Here is a 15,973-nt window from a genome sequence, read left to right on the forward strand (position 1 = left end):
AATGACATCAAAAATAACATACATCGGCGGACTCAGATGTTCAGCAGAACATTTACAGTCAGGAACCATCATCGAAAGTGATGCACCAACCGATAACCACGGAAAAGGAGAGAAGTTTTCACCAACCGATCTTTGTGCGACTTCTTTAGCAGAATGTGCTCTCACAACCATCGCAATTTTAGGAAAAGAAAAAAAGATCAATATTGACGGAGCATACTGTACCCTTCAGAAAATTATGAAAACTGAGCCAAGAAGAATTGGTGAAATCGTTTGTAATTTTGTTTTTTCAGATACTTATTCAGATAAAGAAAAGGCGTTTATTGAAGAAACTGCTCACAATTGTCCGGTAGCGAGAAGCCTTCATCCGGAGTTGGTACAGACCATGATTTTCATTTATCAATAATATAGCCGCAGAGATTTCTGCGGTTTTGTTTTATTATAATTTATTTAAATTTTCAAAGTATTAAGTTATCAACTAAATTCTCCAAAATGTCACCAATAATTTCACCTTCCGAATTCAAAAACCTCTTTTCTGAAAATTTAATCATTCTTGATGCACGAGTAGGAAAAGATGTTTATCAAAGCTATTTAAATAAACACATCCAAGGAGCAAGATTCGTAGATTTAGATAAAGATTTGGCAGAAATTGGACAAAACGCTGCATTTGGTGGAAGACATCCACTTCCAACCATTGAAAAATTTGGAGAAACGGTTTCTCTTTTAGGAATTACAGAAGATTCTCATGTAGTAATTTATGATGATAAAAATGGAGCCAATGCTGCCGCAAGAGCTTGGTGGATGCTGAAAGCTTTTGGTTTAAAAAATGTTCAGGTTTTAGATGGTGGATTTCAAGAAGCTGAAAAAGAAAGTTTAGAGTTTACATCAGGCGAAGAAACTTTTGAAAAAATTAAAATTATCGACAGAAAAGATTGGCTTCTGCCGATTTCAACCTTGAAAGATGTTGAAAATGTATTGATAAACAATTCCGCAACAGTAATTGATGTGCGAGATGCTTATCGATATAAAGGCGAGTCTGAACCGATTGACTTAGTTGCCGGACATATTCCCGGAGCAATTAATATTCCTTTTTCTGAAAATTTAGATGAAAACGGATATTTCCTGAAACGTGAAATTTTAAGAGAGAAATATTTAAAATTACTAGAAAGTAAACCTGAAAAACTAATCATTCACTGCGGTTCCGGAGTTACTGCTTGTCATACAATTTTAGCTTTAAATTATGCCGGTTTTGAAATTCCGAATCTATACGTTGGCTCATGGAGTGAGTGGAGCAGAAGAGAAGGAAAGGAAATTGCCAAAGAAGTTTGAATATTTGATTGAATGAAGTTTCTGATTCTTAAGATGAAATCAAACTTAATATTTCTTATCAATTTAATTACCTTAATGGTTTAAAATTAATTTTTGAATCAAAAAAAGCTGTCAAAAAATTGACAGCCTCATTTATTTTAAAGAAAATTTAAAGCATTCCCAGCTCAAATTTTGCCTCTTCACTCATCATGTCTTTGTTCCAAGTTGGTTCGAAAGTAAGTTCCAAATCTACGCTTTTTACATTTTCTACTTCGGCAGTTTTGTCTTTTACTTCTTGCGGCAGACTTTCTGCAACGGGACAGTTAGGGCTCGTTAAGGTCATGATGATTTTCACATCGGCTTCTTCCGAAATCTGAACGTCATAAATCAATCCCAATTCGTAAATATCCACCGGAATTTCGGGGTCATAAACGGTTTTTAGTACTCTTATAATTTCTTCACCAATGTCGGCAATCTGATCGTCTGTAAAGTTCATTTGTTAATCTAAATTGATATTTCTCTGCAATAAATCTTCCTGACGCATACGCCGGAAAATATTTGCCAAAGTTAAGACATCTTTTTCACAATAGTCGACTATTCGCTGCAAGTCTTTTTCTATGTAGTAGATTGATGAAACCATTGAGCCGTCAATGTCGTCTTTCGGGGTTGGAATTCCGAAAACATGGGCTAAAAGTTCCAGAGAAATATAGCTTTTGTAGTCTCCGAATTTCCAAAGTTCCATCGTATCAAGATGAGGGATTTCCCACGGTTTTTTTCCAAACATTTGAAATGGGGTTGGCGGTTGCATTCCGTTAATCAGAAAACGTCTCGCAATCCACGGAAAGTCGAATTCTTTACCGTTGTGTGCACAGAGAATGACATCCCGAAGCCTCGGACTGTTGAACAGTTCGCCAAATTCCTGCAAAAGTTTTTTCTCATCATCATTGGCGAAACTTTTTATTCTTAAAGTTTCATTTTTCTCGAGCATTCCAATGGTGATGCAGATGATTTTCCCGAACTCTGCCATAATTCCGGCTCTTTCGTAAAAATCTTCAGCAGAAATTTCATCTTTGCGCTGATATCTTGTTTTTTTATCCCAAAGTTTCTGCTCGGTTTCCGGAATTTCGTCCCAATTTCCGTAAAGTGGAACCGTTTCAATATCAAGGAATAAAACTTTTTCTAAAGGAATGTTCTGTATCATATTTGTGTTTGAAATTTTTAAATTAAATTATCCAACCTGAAGTCCGTTTTTTGTCGGAAGAGAAGGTGATAAAAGTGTAACATCTTTTGCATCTTCACCATAAACTCCCAAAACCAGACATTCGCTGAAGAAATTAGCAATTTGTTTTTTAGGAAAATTTACAACTGCTAAAATCTGTTTTCCAACTAATTCTTCTTTATTGTAAAGTGTCGTGATCTGTGCGGCTGATTTTCTAATTCCTAAATCTCCAAAATCGATTTCAAGCTGATAAGAAGGATTTCTGGCTTTTTCAAAATCATTCACGGAAATAATCGTTCCGCATCGGATGTCTAATTTTTCAAATTCTGCCCAGGATATTTCAGGTTTTACGTTCATTATAAATTATTATTAAATGGTATTTCCAATAGTCATCAAGTGTTGTGGTAAAATCAAATTGTATTGAATCCACCTTTATAACAAATGTATTAAAATAATAAGAAATCTAAAATGTGATTTAAATCTATATTTTTTTTGATTTAATAATCAGTCAGTTATATCTTTTTAATAAAAAAGGATGCAAGATTTTTGAAATGATGGGTTTATATAATTGAGTGCTCAGAAAATAGATGTTTAACGATAAATTTTTAAAAATGAAGAATTTAAATGCCTTTAAGGCTTTTGCAGTTGGTTTTTTTGCATTGATGGCGTTTTCCTTAATGTCTTGTATGGATGATTACGAGCCGATTCCTGTGAAATTAGAAGATGTGAACGGGAATTATAAAGCCAGACTTTTTACAACACAAGGAAATATTAAAAATGAAAAAACGGTTGATCTTAGTGTAAAAAAAGACACGGTGATATTCAATGATTTTCCTATAAAAGAAATTGTGAAAACGGTAGTGACTAACCCTGTGAAAGCAGAAGCTGCATTGACTGCTATCGGGAAGGTGAAGTATAAGCTTAATTATACCTCATCATTAAATACCACCAACAATGTAGTTGAATTGAACTTTGCTCCAAAAACTTTAGTATTGCAAATTCCGGTGGACGGGGTTACAAAAAATGCGATTGTGAAAATTGCTGCACCGCAAAAAGGATTTTATGTAGGGCAGGATAGGTCATTAAGATTTGGCATCATTGCTGAAAAAATAACCGTTGACGGCGTTGATTTAACTCCTTACGAAATCATAAAATATGATTTTCCGTATTGTGTGAAAAACTAAAATAGGATCAAAATAGATTGCGCTTTAGTAAAGGGCAATCTATTTTTGCATTCGAATTTAAATATTTAATTAAAAAATAAGAGTAACTGACGCAGTACATGGAAGAAACTAAGGAACAGATTTTGGCAAAACGCCTTCTTGCAAAAGAAGAAGCTGCCTGGAAAGAGCTTTTCGGAGCTTATTCCGGAAATCTTTCCTATGTCTGCTCACGGTATATTATTGAGAAAGATGACGTTCATGATGTGCTGCAAAATAGCTTTATTAAGATGTTCCGTTCCATAGATTCTTTTCAGTATCGTGGAAACGGCTCTCTGAAAGCGTGGGTAACACGTATTGTCATTAATGAATCTTTAAGGCATCTCAAGCAGAATCTCAGTCTGAAAACGGCTACAGATCTTGACACCATTCCGGATTTTTCTAATGATGATGAGCCTGATCTTGAAAGTATTTCAAAAGAAAACCTGATGGAAATGATCAGATCGCTTCCGGATGGTTACAGAACTGTATTTAATCTTTATGTGTTTGAAGAAAAAAGCCATAAAGAAATAGCTGCGATATTAGGAATAGCAGAAAATTCTTCGGCTTCCCAATTTCATAGAGCGAAGGCGATGCTTGTGCAGAAAGTGAATGAACATAAAATGATAAAAAAAGCGCATTATGAGTAAAGATTGGCTAAATGATCTGCGCGGAAAAATGGAAGATCACACAGAAGATGTTCCAGACGAATTGTGGGATGATATTCGATCTGAATTATTCGATGAAGATGAGCATATTCTTGGTGCAGTTCCTACTGATGTTAAAGGTCAGATTAAAAGTAATACTTATTCCAAACCTACTACTATTATTTATAGAGCAGTAAGTGTGGCCGCCGTACTTGCATTTGTGTTTTTTGGAATCAATCATTTTTTTGAAAATTCGAATGAAAAGAAAATTGTAGAGAAAAATGTACAGTCAGATTCCAAAACCGAAAATGTGATTGCTCAATCTTCTTCTGAAGAAATTAATAATGGCAAAAATTATAGTCAGAATCACGTTTTTAAAAATGACTATGTAGAAAGTATTTTCACAGATAAATTGTTTGTAAATGCCTCTTCAGAAACCATCAAAGACTTGTTGAAAGGCGAAATAGCGCATATTTTTAGCTCTGACGAAAAACAAAAAAGTTTAGATTTCAATAATCAAATTTTATCTCAAGAAAACACGGTAAAAAATAACGATGATGATTTAAGAGAAAACGAAAAGCTTTTAGCAATAAACGAGTTAGATAAAAAACCAGATTTACCTAAAATTAAAACAAATAAATCCTGGATGGTAAGTCTTCTTACAGGAAATGCCTCTTCGGGTTCTGCAGGCCAGGTTCCGGGATATGCTACTTTCAACGGAAGCAACATGAGCATCAGTGATGTTTTTCACAGTTCAAGCACAGAACTTGATCCTCTTACTCAGGTACTTTTAGCCAACCAAGATCAACAAGTTGATGCCAAAATAAAACATAAAATGCCTGTGACTTTCGGTGCTTCTGTGTATTACAACATTGGCAAAAGGTGGGGAATTGGTACCGGAATTACGTACACCAAACTTTCATCGGACTTGCATTCCGGCAGCAATTTGAATTATATACAAAGTGATCAGACCATCCATTATGTAGGAGTTCCGGTGCAGGTGAACTATAATGTCATTAAAAAACCCGCTTTCACAGGATATCTTACGGCAGGAACTTTAATAGAAAAATCAGTTTCGGGAAGTTTAAAAACAAAATATGTGGTAGAAAATACGCTTAAAGATGAAACTGAAGAGAAATTAAGTTCCAAGCCTACTCAAATCTCTGTAAACGCAGCAGCCGGAGTACAGCTTAACATTACCAATAGGTTGGGAATCTACGCTGAACCCGGATTAGGATATCATTTCAAAGACAACAGTATTTTGAATACCATTTACAAAGAAAAACCGCTCAATTTTAATCTGAAATTCGGATTAAGGCTGTCGATAGACTAAATACAAAATCACCAACCAAATCAATTTTTATGAAAACAAAAATCACTTTTTTGGCATTTTTACTTTTAAGTTTTTTTAATCTAAAAGCACAATGCAACCCTACCGTTACCAGCCCAAGATTAGACGCAATGTTCCAGGGCAGTATTGTATTCTGTAACTCAGAGTCGGAAACGTTATCTGTTACCCAAACCTTCCAGAATTACCAATGGTACAGCCAGGAATGGGATTGGCAGACTCCCAACAACAATCCTTGGGTAGCTATACCCGGAGCGACATCTCAGACATTAACGATTAATGGAACTACAGATATGCTTCATTATTTTAAAGTCGTCGTTTCAGAGAATGACTGTACCGCTGAAAGCACTCCTATTCTTGCAGACGGATATGCTTACGGTCTTCCCTATCTGATGGTCAATTTCACGCCGGGAACTTATGAAGAAACTAATCCAGGGGAATATAACGTTTGTGCAGGTGCGTCAGTGCAACTAGATAATGGATTTCCGGGTGTCTACGGAACGCATACATGGTTTAGATGCCTTCCTGGAAGTAATCCCCCGTCACCAAACGAACCTTGCACGATACCTGGAGCAACGGGTGATACTTACATTGCGACAACAACTGGGGAATATGGCTTTTATGCCTGTACAGAATATTGCCCTGATCAGTGTGAAATGCTTGCTTCTTTTGCTTTCATTAAATTAAATTTTGGAGACTACAGCTTTTGCAGTTTGGGAACAGGGGAGACGAAAACAAAAGAAAATAGTTTAAGTATTTACCCAAATCCAACTGCGCAGCTTTTGTACATCGGAAAAGAGTCTGATAAAAAGTACAGCGAAATTTCAATAATTGACCTATCGGGGAAATTGGTTATTCAAAAACGAGATCATCAGGCAGGTAAAGCCATCGATGTGAGTGCATTGGTTCCTGCAACGTACATGATTATTTCAAAAACTGCCGATGGTAGAATTTATAAAAATAAGATGATAAAGAAATAGAAGATTAGATAATCATAGTTAGTTTTTTTATACTTTTAATGTGGAGTCGGCGCAAATTATTTTGTGCCGATTTTTTATTGTTTGATAAGAAAAAAATATTAATTTTACTCAAAACACATTGCAATGCTGATTAAAATTTATGGAAGTTCCATCTTCGGAGTCTCTGCACAGACTATCACAATAGAAGTAAACATTGATACTGGTGGAGTAGGATATCACCTTGTTGGTTTGCCCGATAATGCTATTAAAGAAAGCAGTTACAGGATTTCTGCTGCACTGAAAAACGTGGGATACAAAATTCCCGGAAAGAAAATTACGATCAATATGGCACCCGCAGATTTGAGGAAAGAAGGTGCTGCCTATGATTTGAGTATTGCCATCGGAATTTTAATTGCTTCTGATCAGATTTTGGGTGAAAATGTACAGGATTACGTCATTATGGGTGAGCTTTCACTCGATGGAAGTCTGCAACCCATAAAAGGTGTTCTGCCGATTGCCATTCAGGCGAGGGAAGAAGGTTTTAAAGGAATTATTTTACCGAAACAAAATACAAGAGAAGCAGCCATCGTCAATAATTTGGATGTGTATGGCGTTGAAAATATCAAAGAGGTTATCGATTTTTTTAATGAAGGAAAGCCTTTGGAGAAAGTTATTTTAGACACCCGAAAAGAATTTCAGGATAAAATAAACAGTTTCCCATTTGATTTTTCTGAAGTGAAAGGTCAGGAAACTGCCAAAAGAGCAATGGAAGTTGCTGCAGCGGGTGGCCACAATATTATTCTCATTGGTCCGCCGGGAAGCGGAAAAACTATGCTGGCGAAAAGAGTTCCGAGCATTTTGCCGCCACTTACTTTAAAGGAAGCTTTAGAAACCACAAAAATACATTCCGTGGCAGGAAAAATGGGAACGGAAACATCTTTGATGACGGTTCGGCCATTCCGCAGCCCGCACCACACAATTTCTGACGTTGCCTTAGTCGGTGGTGGAAGTTATCCCCAACCCGGAGAGATTTCATTGGCTCACAATGGTGTTTTGTTTTTGGATGAAATGCCTGAATTTAAACGAACAGTTTTGGAAGTCATGCGCCAGCCATTGGAGGATCGTGAAGTAACCATTTCCAGAGCGAAATTTACAATCAATTATCCTTCAAGTTTTATGTTGGTGGCTTCAATGAATCCAAGTCCGAGTGGATATTTTCCCGATGATCCTAATAATACGTCTTCGGTTTTTGAAATGCAGCGGTATATGAATAAGCTTTCGGGACCACTTTTAGACCGAATTGATATTCATGTTGAGGTTCAGAAAGTTGAGTTTGAACAATTGGCGGCGAAAAGAAAAGGTGAAAAAAGTGAAGACATCAGAAAACGTGTTTTGATTGCCCGTGAAATACAGAATGAACGATATAAAGATTTATCGATCAGTTATAATGCTCAAATTGGTTCCCGCGAATTGGAGAAGTTTTGCGAGCTGGATGACGCATCTTTTAACCTCATCAAAATGGCGATGGAAAAACTAAATCTTTCTGCAAGAGCGTATGACCGAATTCTTAAAGTGGCAAGAACGATTGCCGATTTGGAAGAATCTGAGAATATTTTGTCGCATCATATTTCTGAAGCGATACAGTACAGAAGTCTGGATCGGGAGTTTTGGAATGTTTAAAATTAAACCTCAACATTAAAAAATTAATACACCAAAACTCAAAATATAGCAGCATGAATATTTCACAAAATTGGGTGTCTCAATTTTCTTGCCTGTTTTTCTTTTTTTTCATCACAACTTTATATTCTCAAAAAAGATATCATTCAGAATATAATGGAACGGTGAATCAAATTCTGAAAACATTGCATTATGAAACAAACGATAATGTAGATTCTCTTAATGCCATTCTGAAGCATTCGAATAATGTATGTATGCAAACATTGGCATTACATTATGATGCATCCATTGATTATTTATTAAGAAATGAACTTGATAAAGCAGAGAAAAAATCATTGGAATGCATAGAAAGGGCTAAAGTCAATCAATCTAAAATGGACTCCGATTGCTATCGAAGTATTGTAAGAATGTCCGCAACAAGGCTTTTCTATATTTATCGGAGAAAAGCAGAATATGATAAAGCCTTTAAAGTGGTTTTAGCTCACAAAAAAGAAATTGAATATTCAGAGTTTCTTTCATTTCTAGCCATCAATCAATTTGACTTACAACATTATAACAAAGCAATTGAGAAATTTAATTTGTGTCTACGAAAGACCCAACCAGAGCATCCGGATTATTTAAGCAGAACAGCAAATATTCACAACTTTCTCGGAGATACTTTTATACAGGAGTATAAAAAGACACAAAATAAAAACTATCTGGATTCTGCCGACAAGCACTATCGAATGTCATTTGTTAACGGAAATAAATTTAATAAAAATGATTCTTACAACTCTGCATTATATAATTCGAGATTGGCAAAAACAGAATATTATAAAAATAATCATTCTAAGGCAATATCATTTTACAAATTATATTTTGACCACCCGATTATGCAAGAAAACTCATTTACTTATCAAGCATATTGTATAGGGCTGGCAGAAAATTACCTACAGCTTAAAAAAGCTGATCTAGCATTAAAATATTTAATAAAATTAGATTCTGCCTATGTTTTAAAATCAGGAACCGAACAATTCTACATCGAGGGATTGAGTGCTTATATGGATGCCTATCAGCAGAAAGGAGACGATAATAAAGCATTGCATTATGCAAAATTGTATTTAAATGAAATCAAAAAATTAGAATCCAGCAAAGAAAAAGCTCATGAAGTAATGAGTCTTTTTAATATTAAGGAATCTAATGAAAAAGCTCAACAAATTATCAATTCAAAGAATCGCTGGCTCATTTTTCTCTTTATTACAGGAATCGTTTTAAGCATTATAATAGGTGCTATTTATATTCATCATTTGCAGACAAGCAAAAAAAATGCTTCTAGTATGCAGATTATTACGTCTGTAGAAGAACAAACTGAGTTGAAAGATATTGCACTTTCTCTTAAATTAACAAAAGAAAATTCTGAAAAATCAAAATACCTTACGGATAATAAAGGGTTTGAGCAAATGCAGAAAAAACTTTTAAGGATGGAAAATAGTAAAGAATTTCTCAATCCCGATTTTAAACTTTCTTATCTGGCAAAAAAATTAGGAACCAATACGGCATATCTCTCTGCATTTTTCAACGATTATCTTAATAAAGGCTTCAGTCAATATGTACAGGAAAAAAGGATAGAATATTTGCTTAAACTTTTAGATAACGAAAAGATATATCACAAATATACAGTACAGGCAATTTCAGAACATATAGGATATAAAAGTACTTCTGCATTCACAAAAATATTCAAAAAACATACAGGTGAGAATTTTTCATCTTATTTAGAAAGGTTGAGATTTAATTAATTGTTAATTAGATCGTTATGTCTTTTTTTGCTTGTTCTTTTTTATAAAATAGCACATCTATCATACAGTGATAATAGAATCCCCACTTTAATTTTGTCTTTATTTCAGTATAGGTGTCACCGAAAAACCTTCAATAGAGTAGGATTTTAAACCATTTTACAAAAATTACAGATGAAAAAAATTACTTTACTTTTTCTGCTGTTTTGTGCCATGCTAGTCAGTGCACAAAGCCCGTTATCGAAATTTACAACCGCTATTTCAGGAGCAAATACAGTGAATTTCACGAATACAAGTACAGGAAGTCCTACTTCTTTTGCTTGGGAATTTACAGGAGGTACACCCTCTACCTCTACAAGTCCTAATCCTAATGTTACGTATACGGCGGCTGGAGTTTATACGGCTAAATTGACGGTGAGTAACGCTTCGGGAAGTTCTATTTCTACAAGAACAGTCAAAGTAACAACAGGAAATATTATTGATTTAAGTTCCGGAAAAAATAATGACGGAACACTAATGCCGGATGTAGATGCATCAGACACCGATTGGACCTATACAGACCCAAATGGTATTGTAAGTACGCCGGTAACGCGTTATGCTGCTACTGCTGCAGGGTGGTCTTCAGCATCTACAGGAGGAATTGCAGGAGCCTCAAGATGGATAACTGGAAATAACGTAATTAATGGTTATCATTATTATGTAAATAAAGAGTTCGAAATACCGCAGGGATCCACAGCCGTGCTAAACTTAAGGTCTTTATCGTTCGTACGCAACTGGACTTTTTTGGTGAAAAAAAATGATGACGGTACTCTCACTGAAACACAGATAACAGCAACGACATGGATGAGCGACGGGGCAAAAGGATGGCTGAATTCGAGGAGTCCAGAAGTTGTAAACTATCCTCTGACACCGGGTAAATATTATATAAAAGTTCAGCTTTATACTAATAATACAGGTCAGAGACAAGCAATTGACGTGAATGCAAATGTAAATTTTGGCTATGGTTTTACATTTTCGCCAATCGCAGATTTTTCTGCTAATCCTACCTCTACCAATGTAGGAAGTAGTGTGCAATTTACCAACCTTTCAGGAGGAACACCTTCTTCGGTTTCCTGGAATTTTGAAGATGGCGCAAATATTCTGACATCCACACAAAACAATCCAAGTATTGCGTTTTCTACTGTTGGAAGTCATTATGCAGAACTTTTAGCAGATTACAGTAGCGGATTATTATCTTCATTAAAGATAAATAATTATATCCAGACGACTCAGCTTGATGCTCCAATAGTTGCTGTCACACAGCCCACCTGTAATCTTTCTACTGGTTCTATCACCGTTACTTCTCCAATTACAGGAGTAACTTACAGTTTTGATAATGGAGTAACTTTCCAATCAACTAATTCTGTTTCAGGTCTTATTTCGGGAACTTATTTGGTGAGAGTAAAAAATATGCAGGGAGCGGTTTCAGATGCAACAAGTGTTACTATAAATCCAGGTCTTGCTGTTCTAAATACACCTGTATTAACCATTGTACAACCCGCATGCCCTGTCAATACAGGCAGCATTACTATTACTTCTCCAGCTACAGGAGTAGAGTACAGTTTTGATGGAGGAGTGACTTACCAGGCTTCTAATATTAAAGTGGGTCTTGCAGCTGGAACTTATACCATTATGGTAAAGAATACAAATGGTTGTACATCTTCTGCATCAGCAGTTATTAATTCCGTAGACTGCAGAGAGTGGACTTTAGCGCCCAACTCTTATATTTTTACAGGGAAAGACCAAAATAATTATGAGGTAGACGGAATTTATATCCCCGTAAAAAAGGCTTTTGTCATGTGGAAAAATAATTCCAAGCTTAATAACCAAACGCTTAGCGGGATAATGACAGCCACTGTGTATTGGCAAGATGTACCAGGATTGATAAAAAGTACTGGTGCAAATTATTCTTTGGTCTTATCGGATGCCAACAATAACGAGGAAACAAAAATACAAGTCCCAATTGATAAATCTAAAGGCTATGGTAATGCTGTAGTGGCTTTGCACATGGGGTCAAATGGTAACACCACCGATCCTATTGTTTGGAGTTGGCATGTCTGGGTAACAGACGACCCAAGTAATGGCCCTTCTTTTGGTCATTCTGCTGGTAGAGGATTAGAGTTCATTAATGGGGACAGCGTAAATAATTATTATAATGCTACGACTAGTAAGATATTTACCCCCAAATATATGGATAGAAATATGGGTGCAACCGATACTGGTTTTGTTTTAAAAAACGGAGTTTATACCCCAAGTCTTAAAGGTAATAAATCAGGAGGATTAATGTACCAATGGGGCAGAAAAGATCCGATGCCACCGCTGGTTTATAAAGATGGTACCTTTTATGACGTAATAGGAGAGGTGGGTGTAGTAAGATCAAAAGATGCTAGTTACAAACAAAATAAGACTTCTCCTACCAGTTTAAAAATTTTCGAGTATGCTAATGGAACAGGATATTTTATCCCTACGGTTGCTGGAGTTAAAAATAATATCAGCCAATCTGTTAACAATCCATTGAAGCCTATCTATAATGGAAGTAGTAGTATAAAAACTTGGTTTGCAGGCAATTCGTATGATAATCTATGGTCTGATAACTCAAAAGGAGAATATGATCCAAATGGTGATTTGTATTCTCGTGTTAAAGGCTATCTTCCAAAGTCTTCCTTTGATCCATGTCCTAATAAATGGAGAATCCCGTCTGTACTTTCCAGTAGAACAGTTTTACCTATCAACTTTTATCCTTTTGGGCAGAATATTACTGCCACTGGTAGTACAATACCGACTGCTGGTGTCATTAAAGCTATTAATTTTAAACCAAAAGGACTTTCGACTCTGAATGGAGGTAATGATAAAATATATAATGGTATTAAAGCATATCCGCATATTGGCTTTGATTTATCAAATATTGGTAATCCTAACGATGGAGGTTCTTCTAATATGGGTTTTATGGTGGGAACAGGGAGATACGGAGTAAGAGGTACTGTTGGATTTATACCTTATTTTTCAGATACACATCAAATTTTTCTATGGACAGCCACAATAGGCAATGATAGTGGCAGCACAGGTAATATGAATTTCATGCCAAATCAAATGGTGTTTACCCCAGATCCTGGAAACCCAGCCCGTCCAGATGCTGCCAACTATTCTAATATGATAGGTAATTATAGTATTAATTTTACTACAAGTGAAGTTAACGAAACACAAGCTATGAATGCTTGTAGATGCATGCAGGATCCCTATGCGGATAATACAATTAATCCTTCAACTTCTTCGTCTTTTGATTTCCCTACAGAATATCTCCCTATCTCTCCCAGCACACCAGGTATTTATTCTAACGGATTATCAAATCCCAACTCTTATGTATTAGTGAAATCTACATCAGAGCAAATTGTAAAAACAGAAATATCTCCGAATAATTTTGTTGATGGCATTCCGATTAATAAGGCTTTTGCAGTGTATAATAATTACCTGTCAGATCACCAGTTGCCAGCATTTGATAATTTAAAGGTAAATGTATATTGGACAACAGATCCAGGCTTAATAACAAATATAAAATTAAATCAACTGCCATCTTCCATAGCAGATCTTGATAATACAGTGATTAATGTAAAAGTAGCTGCAGGAAAATCTGGAAATGCTATTGTCTCTCTACATAATGGCAGTATCAGTAATCCTGTTTTATGGAGTTGGCATATTTGGGTATCTAATACAGATCCTACTGCTAACGCAATCACTTACAAAACAGAAAAAGATGATATATTAGAAACAGATGGCATACTACACGGGGATGTAATAAACTATGTAGGCTTTACCAATTCTGGAGAAAAATCACAAACCAATATCTTTATGGATAGAAATCTAGGTGCTATTGATGTTTTGCCAACTCCTACACCAGATGGTAATGGTAATTATTTTCCATCATCTTCAGAATTGGCACTAGTAAAAAACTCGGGGGGCTTACAATACCAATGGGGGCGAAAAGACCCAATTCCTACCTTTGTGTCGCCAGGCTATAATATTGGAAATATAAATGTATCTCCTGGCGTTGCTCAGAATGTTTATATATCATCTTTGGGGCCAGATGCTCAAGGTAATTTATCTGCTTCGTCTTTTAATACAACACCCGTTACTGGAAACTCTTATAAAAGTACGTATGCAAAGTTGTATAATGATGCAAGTGCCGGTATCACAACATATGATTCCCCTTCTGATACTAAACAAACAAAGATTCGAAACCATCTTAGAAAATCAATAGAAAAGCCCTTTACTTTTTTTCATCAAAATATAAAAAACGCTGGCGTATTTCAGGATTGGCTTTTAGATGAACCCAATGCGATGCCAAACAGATGGGGACATGCCGATTCTAAATCTCCTTTCGATCCGTGCCCTTGTGGATGGAGAGTGCCTGATAGCGGAGTTCCTAATGCACGATATGATGGAAATGGAATCAAAGGAGATTCTCCATGGTATTTTGGTGGTTATAATACAGGCTCTGAGAGTATCTATAAGTATTATAGCTATGGCATTTTTGAATCTAATAAACAAAGTATAAAACAAAATGGTGGACCCTATCCAGGAGTTGCTATAAAAGATGCCATTCCTATTAATGGAAATTATATAAGGTATGGAATTTCCTTTGGTGTTCCGTCAGAAGATTTTAAAATTGGAAATATACCTTATACTGGTATTAGAGGTGCTTTTGAAAAAGATTTGGGCAACTTTGCATTAGCATATGGTTATGCTGGGCTTTGGACTTCTAGTTTAAATGAAACATACCTAGGTGGGGCTAATGCTTTGTTTATGAATAGAACCTTGCAATTACAGACAAAAGTAGCAAACGATCCATATACTGCCATGAACGTGCGTTGCGTAAAAATAGACCCTACAGCAAGTACGGTTATTGCAAAACAACATTCACCAAATACAGAGCTATTAAGAGAAGTTGCAAGACCAACTGTAGAATCAGAAGAAAAACTTTTCCCAATCCCTTTTAAAGATGAGTTACATATTACAGCCAATAAAGAAATTAGCTATTTACTTTATGATATGAGGGGGGCTTTAATTGGCTCGGGTAAGTTTATCAATAAAAAAGTGAATCTTTCCCATCTTCTGCAAGGTGTGTATATTATTAAATTGATAGATATATCTGAAAACAAAACCACTACCAAAAAAATTATTAAAAACTAATTTTTTACAATGATTTTAATCCGTCTCAATTGATTTTTGAGGCGGATTATTTTTTGCTATTCCAAAACAATTGTTAATCAAAATACGTATCATACAGATTGAAAATTGATTGATTCCCAATGCTTCTGGCAAACAAGCAATAAATGTTTTTGTCAAAATAGAATTGAACAAAAAGTGAAGAGTGATAAAACTTTTTTCCCCCAAATCCTGTAAGTAATACATTATTTATCGGTGCAAATAACGATAAAGACTATTACTATCAAATTTATAATATGTCAGGACAGCTTGTGAAGACGGGTAAGTTTGAAAATAAGCAGACTAATGTTTCTTCTTTAGTTTCCGGAGCTTATTTAGTTAGAGTTAATGATTCTGAAGCTGTTGATAAAATCATAAAACAATAATCAGAGGAGATATGAATTAATTCAAAAACAAATTAAAACGATGCCCCTAAATTTATAATTTGGGGGCATCGTTTTATATAAATAAAATGTCTTAAAATTCCCCTTTTCCTCACCAAAATCATTGGATATTTTTTATTTTTCAGGTTTTTTCAATCCAATAACATATTCTTTTTTATGGTTGTTGCTCAATTGATCAAAGATCTCTTTGGTCGATTTATTT

Annotated in this window: 12 protein-coding genes and 1 pseudogene; 10 read left to right on the forward strand and 3 right to left on the reverse strand. The window is 35.4% G+C overall.

Annotated features, from left to right (window positions below; genetic code table 11):
• The first annotated feature begins 1 nt into the window (after position 1).
• Positions 2–403, forward strand: coding sequence for an OsmC family protein (locus MQX03_RS16430; RefSeq protein ID WP_242804347.1), 402 nt, complete (start codon positions 2–4; stop codon positions 401–403).
• Positions 404–489: 86 nt separating this feature from the next.
• Entirely contained in the window at positions 490–1,326 is an 837-nt protein-coding gene (locus tag MQX03_RS16435; RefSeq protein ID WP_242804348.1) for a sulfurtransferase, read from the forward strand.
• A 148-nt stretch (positions 1,327–1,474) separates the two neighbouring features.
• Here the strand turns inward: MQX03_RS16435 and MQX03_RS16440 are convergent, their stop codons facing one another.
• The 3 genes from MQX03_RS16440 to MQX03_RS16450 are packed head-to-tail and all read right to left on the reverse strand — an operon-like array spanning position 1,475 to position 2,881.
• Positions 1,475–1,801 (reverse strand): iron-sulfur cluster assembly protein, encoded by a 327-nt coding sequence (locus MQX03_RS16440; protein WP_129535402.1) that lies wholly within the window; start codon positions 1,799–1,801, stop codon positions 1,475–1,477.
• 3 nt (positions 1,802–1,804) lie between these two features.
• Positions 1,805–2,506: a 3'-5' exonuclease gene (locus MQX03_RS16445; RefSeq protein ID WP_242804350.1), complete on the reverse strand. Its 702-nt coding sequence runs from the start codon at positions 2,504–2,506 to the stop codon at positions 1,805–1,807.
• Between the two features lie 27 nt (positions 2,507–2,533).
• A complete protein-coding gene (locus MQX03_RS16450) occupies positions 2,534–2,881 on the reverse strand; it encodes a tRNA-binding protein (RefSeq protein WP_242804352.1) in 348 nt (115 codons plus the stop codon).
• Positions 2,882–3,135: 254 nt separating this feature from the next.
• On the opposite strand from MQX03_RS16450, the gene MQX03_RS16455 reads away from it, so the two are divergent.
• The 8 genes and pseudogenes from MQX03_RS16455 to MQX03_RS16490 form a co-directional block, all read left to right on the forward strand.
• Entirely contained in the window at positions 3,136–3,708 is a 573-nt protein-coding gene (locus MQX03_RS16455) for a DUF4840 domain-containing protein (protein ID WP_242804354.1), read from the forward strand.
• 98 nt (positions 3,709–3,806) lie between these two features.
• Positions 3,807–4,373, forward strand: coding sequence for an RNA polymerase sigma factor (locus MQX03_RS16460; RefSeq protein ID WP_242804356.1), 567 nt, complete (start codon positions 3,807–3,809; stop codon positions 4,371–4,373).
• A complete protein-coding gene (locus MQX03_RS16465) occupies positions 4,366–5,703 on the forward strand; it encodes an outer membrane beta-barrel protein (RefSeq protein ID WP_242804357.1) in 1,338 nt (445 codons plus the stop codon). Before MQX03_RS16460 ends, MQX03_RS16465 begins: the two co-directional genes overlap by 8 nt.
• A 29-nt stretch (positions 5,704–5,732) precedes the next feature.
• Positions 5,733–6,698: a T9SS type A sorting domain-containing protein gene (locus MQX03_RS16470; RefSeq protein ID WP_242804358.1), complete on the forward strand. Its 966-nt coding sequence runs from the start codon at positions 5,733–5,735 to the stop codon at positions 6,696–6,698.
• Positions 6,699–6,821: 123 nt separating this feature from the next.
• A complete protein-coding gene (locus MQX03_RS16475) occupies positions 6,822–8,357 on the forward strand; it encodes a YifB family Mg chelatase-like AAA ATPase (RefSeq protein ID WP_242804359.1) in 1,536 nt (511 codons plus the stop codon).
• Positions 8,358–8,410: 53 nt separating this feature from the next.
• Positions 8,411–10,129: a helix-turn-helix domain-containing protein gene (locus MQX03_RS16480; protein ID WP_242804360.1), complete on the forward strand. Its 1,719-nt coding sequence runs from the start codon at positions 8,411–8,413 to the stop codon at positions 10,127–10,129.
• 210 nt (positions 10,130–10,339) lie between these two features.
• Positions 10,340–15,352 (forward strand): PKD domain-containing protein, encoded by a 5,013-nt coding sequence (locus MQX03_RS16485; RefSeq protein ID WP_242804361.1) that lies wholly within the window; start codon positions 10,340–10,342, stop codon positions 15,350–15,352.
• Positions 15,353–15,564: 212 nt separating this feature from the next.
• Positions 15,565–15,753: pseudogene (locus MQX03_RS16490) on the forward strand (T9SS type A sorting domain-containing protein); the annotation flags it as partial.
• Positions 15,754–15,973 lie beyond the last annotated feature (220 nt).

This window comes from Chryseobacterium aahli (genome assembly GCF_022699665.1).
GTDB lineage: Bacteria > Bacteroidota > Bacteroidia > Flavobacteriales > Weeksellaceae > Chryseobacterium > Chryseobacterium aahli.

Excerpts from the sequence above, each read along its gene's own strand:
- MQX03_RS16430 (WP_242804347.1), top strand. The coding sequence starts at position 2 with ATGACATCAAAAATAACATACATCGGCGGACTCAGATGTTCAGCAGAA.
- MQX03_RS16435 (WP_242804348.1), top strand. The coding sequence starts at position 490 with ATGTCACCAATAATTTCACCTTCCGAATTCAAAAACCTCTTTTCTGAA.
- MQX03_RS16440 (WP_129535402.1), bottom strand. The coding sequence starts at position 1,801 with ATGAACTTTACAGACGATCAGATTGCCGACATTGGTGAAGAAATTATA.
- MQX03_RS16445 (WP_242804350.1), bottom strand. The coding sequence starts at position 2,506 with ATGATACAGAACATTCCTTTAGAAAAAGTTTTATTCCTTGATATTGAA.
- MQX03_RS16450 (WP_242804352.1), bottom strand. The coding sequence starts at position 2,881 with ATGAACGTAAAACCTGAAATATCCTGGGCAGAATTTGAAAAATTAGAC.
- MQX03_RS16455 (WP_242804354.1), top strand. The coding sequence starts at position 3,136 with ATGAAGAATTTAAATGCCTTTAAGGCTTTTGCAGTTGGTTTTTTTGCA.
- MQX03_RS16460 (WP_242804356.1), top strand. The coding sequence starts at position 3,807 with ATGGAAGAAACTAAGGAACAGATTTTGGCAAAACGCCTTCTTGCAAAA.
- MQX03_RS16465 (WP_242804357.1), top strand. The coding sequence starts at position 4,366 with ATGAGTAAAGATTGGCTAAATGATCTGCGCGGAAAAATGGAAGATCAC.
- MQX03_RS16470 (WP_242804358.1), top strand. The coding sequence starts at position 5,733 with ATGAAAACAAAAATCACTTTTTTGGCATTTTTACTTTTAAGTTTTTTT.
- MQX03_RS16475 (WP_242804359.1), top strand. The coding sequence starts at position 6,822 with ATGCTGATTAAAATTTATGGAAGTTCCATCTTCGGAGTCTCTGCACAG.
- MQX03_RS16480 (WP_242804360.1), top strand. The coding sequence starts at position 8,411 with ATGAATATTTCACAAAATTGGGTGTCTCAATTTTCTTGCCTGTTTTTC.
- MQX03_RS16485 (WP_242804361.1), top strand. The coding sequence starts at position 10,340 with ATGCTAGTCAGTGCACAAAGCCCGTTATCGAAATTTACAACCGCTATT.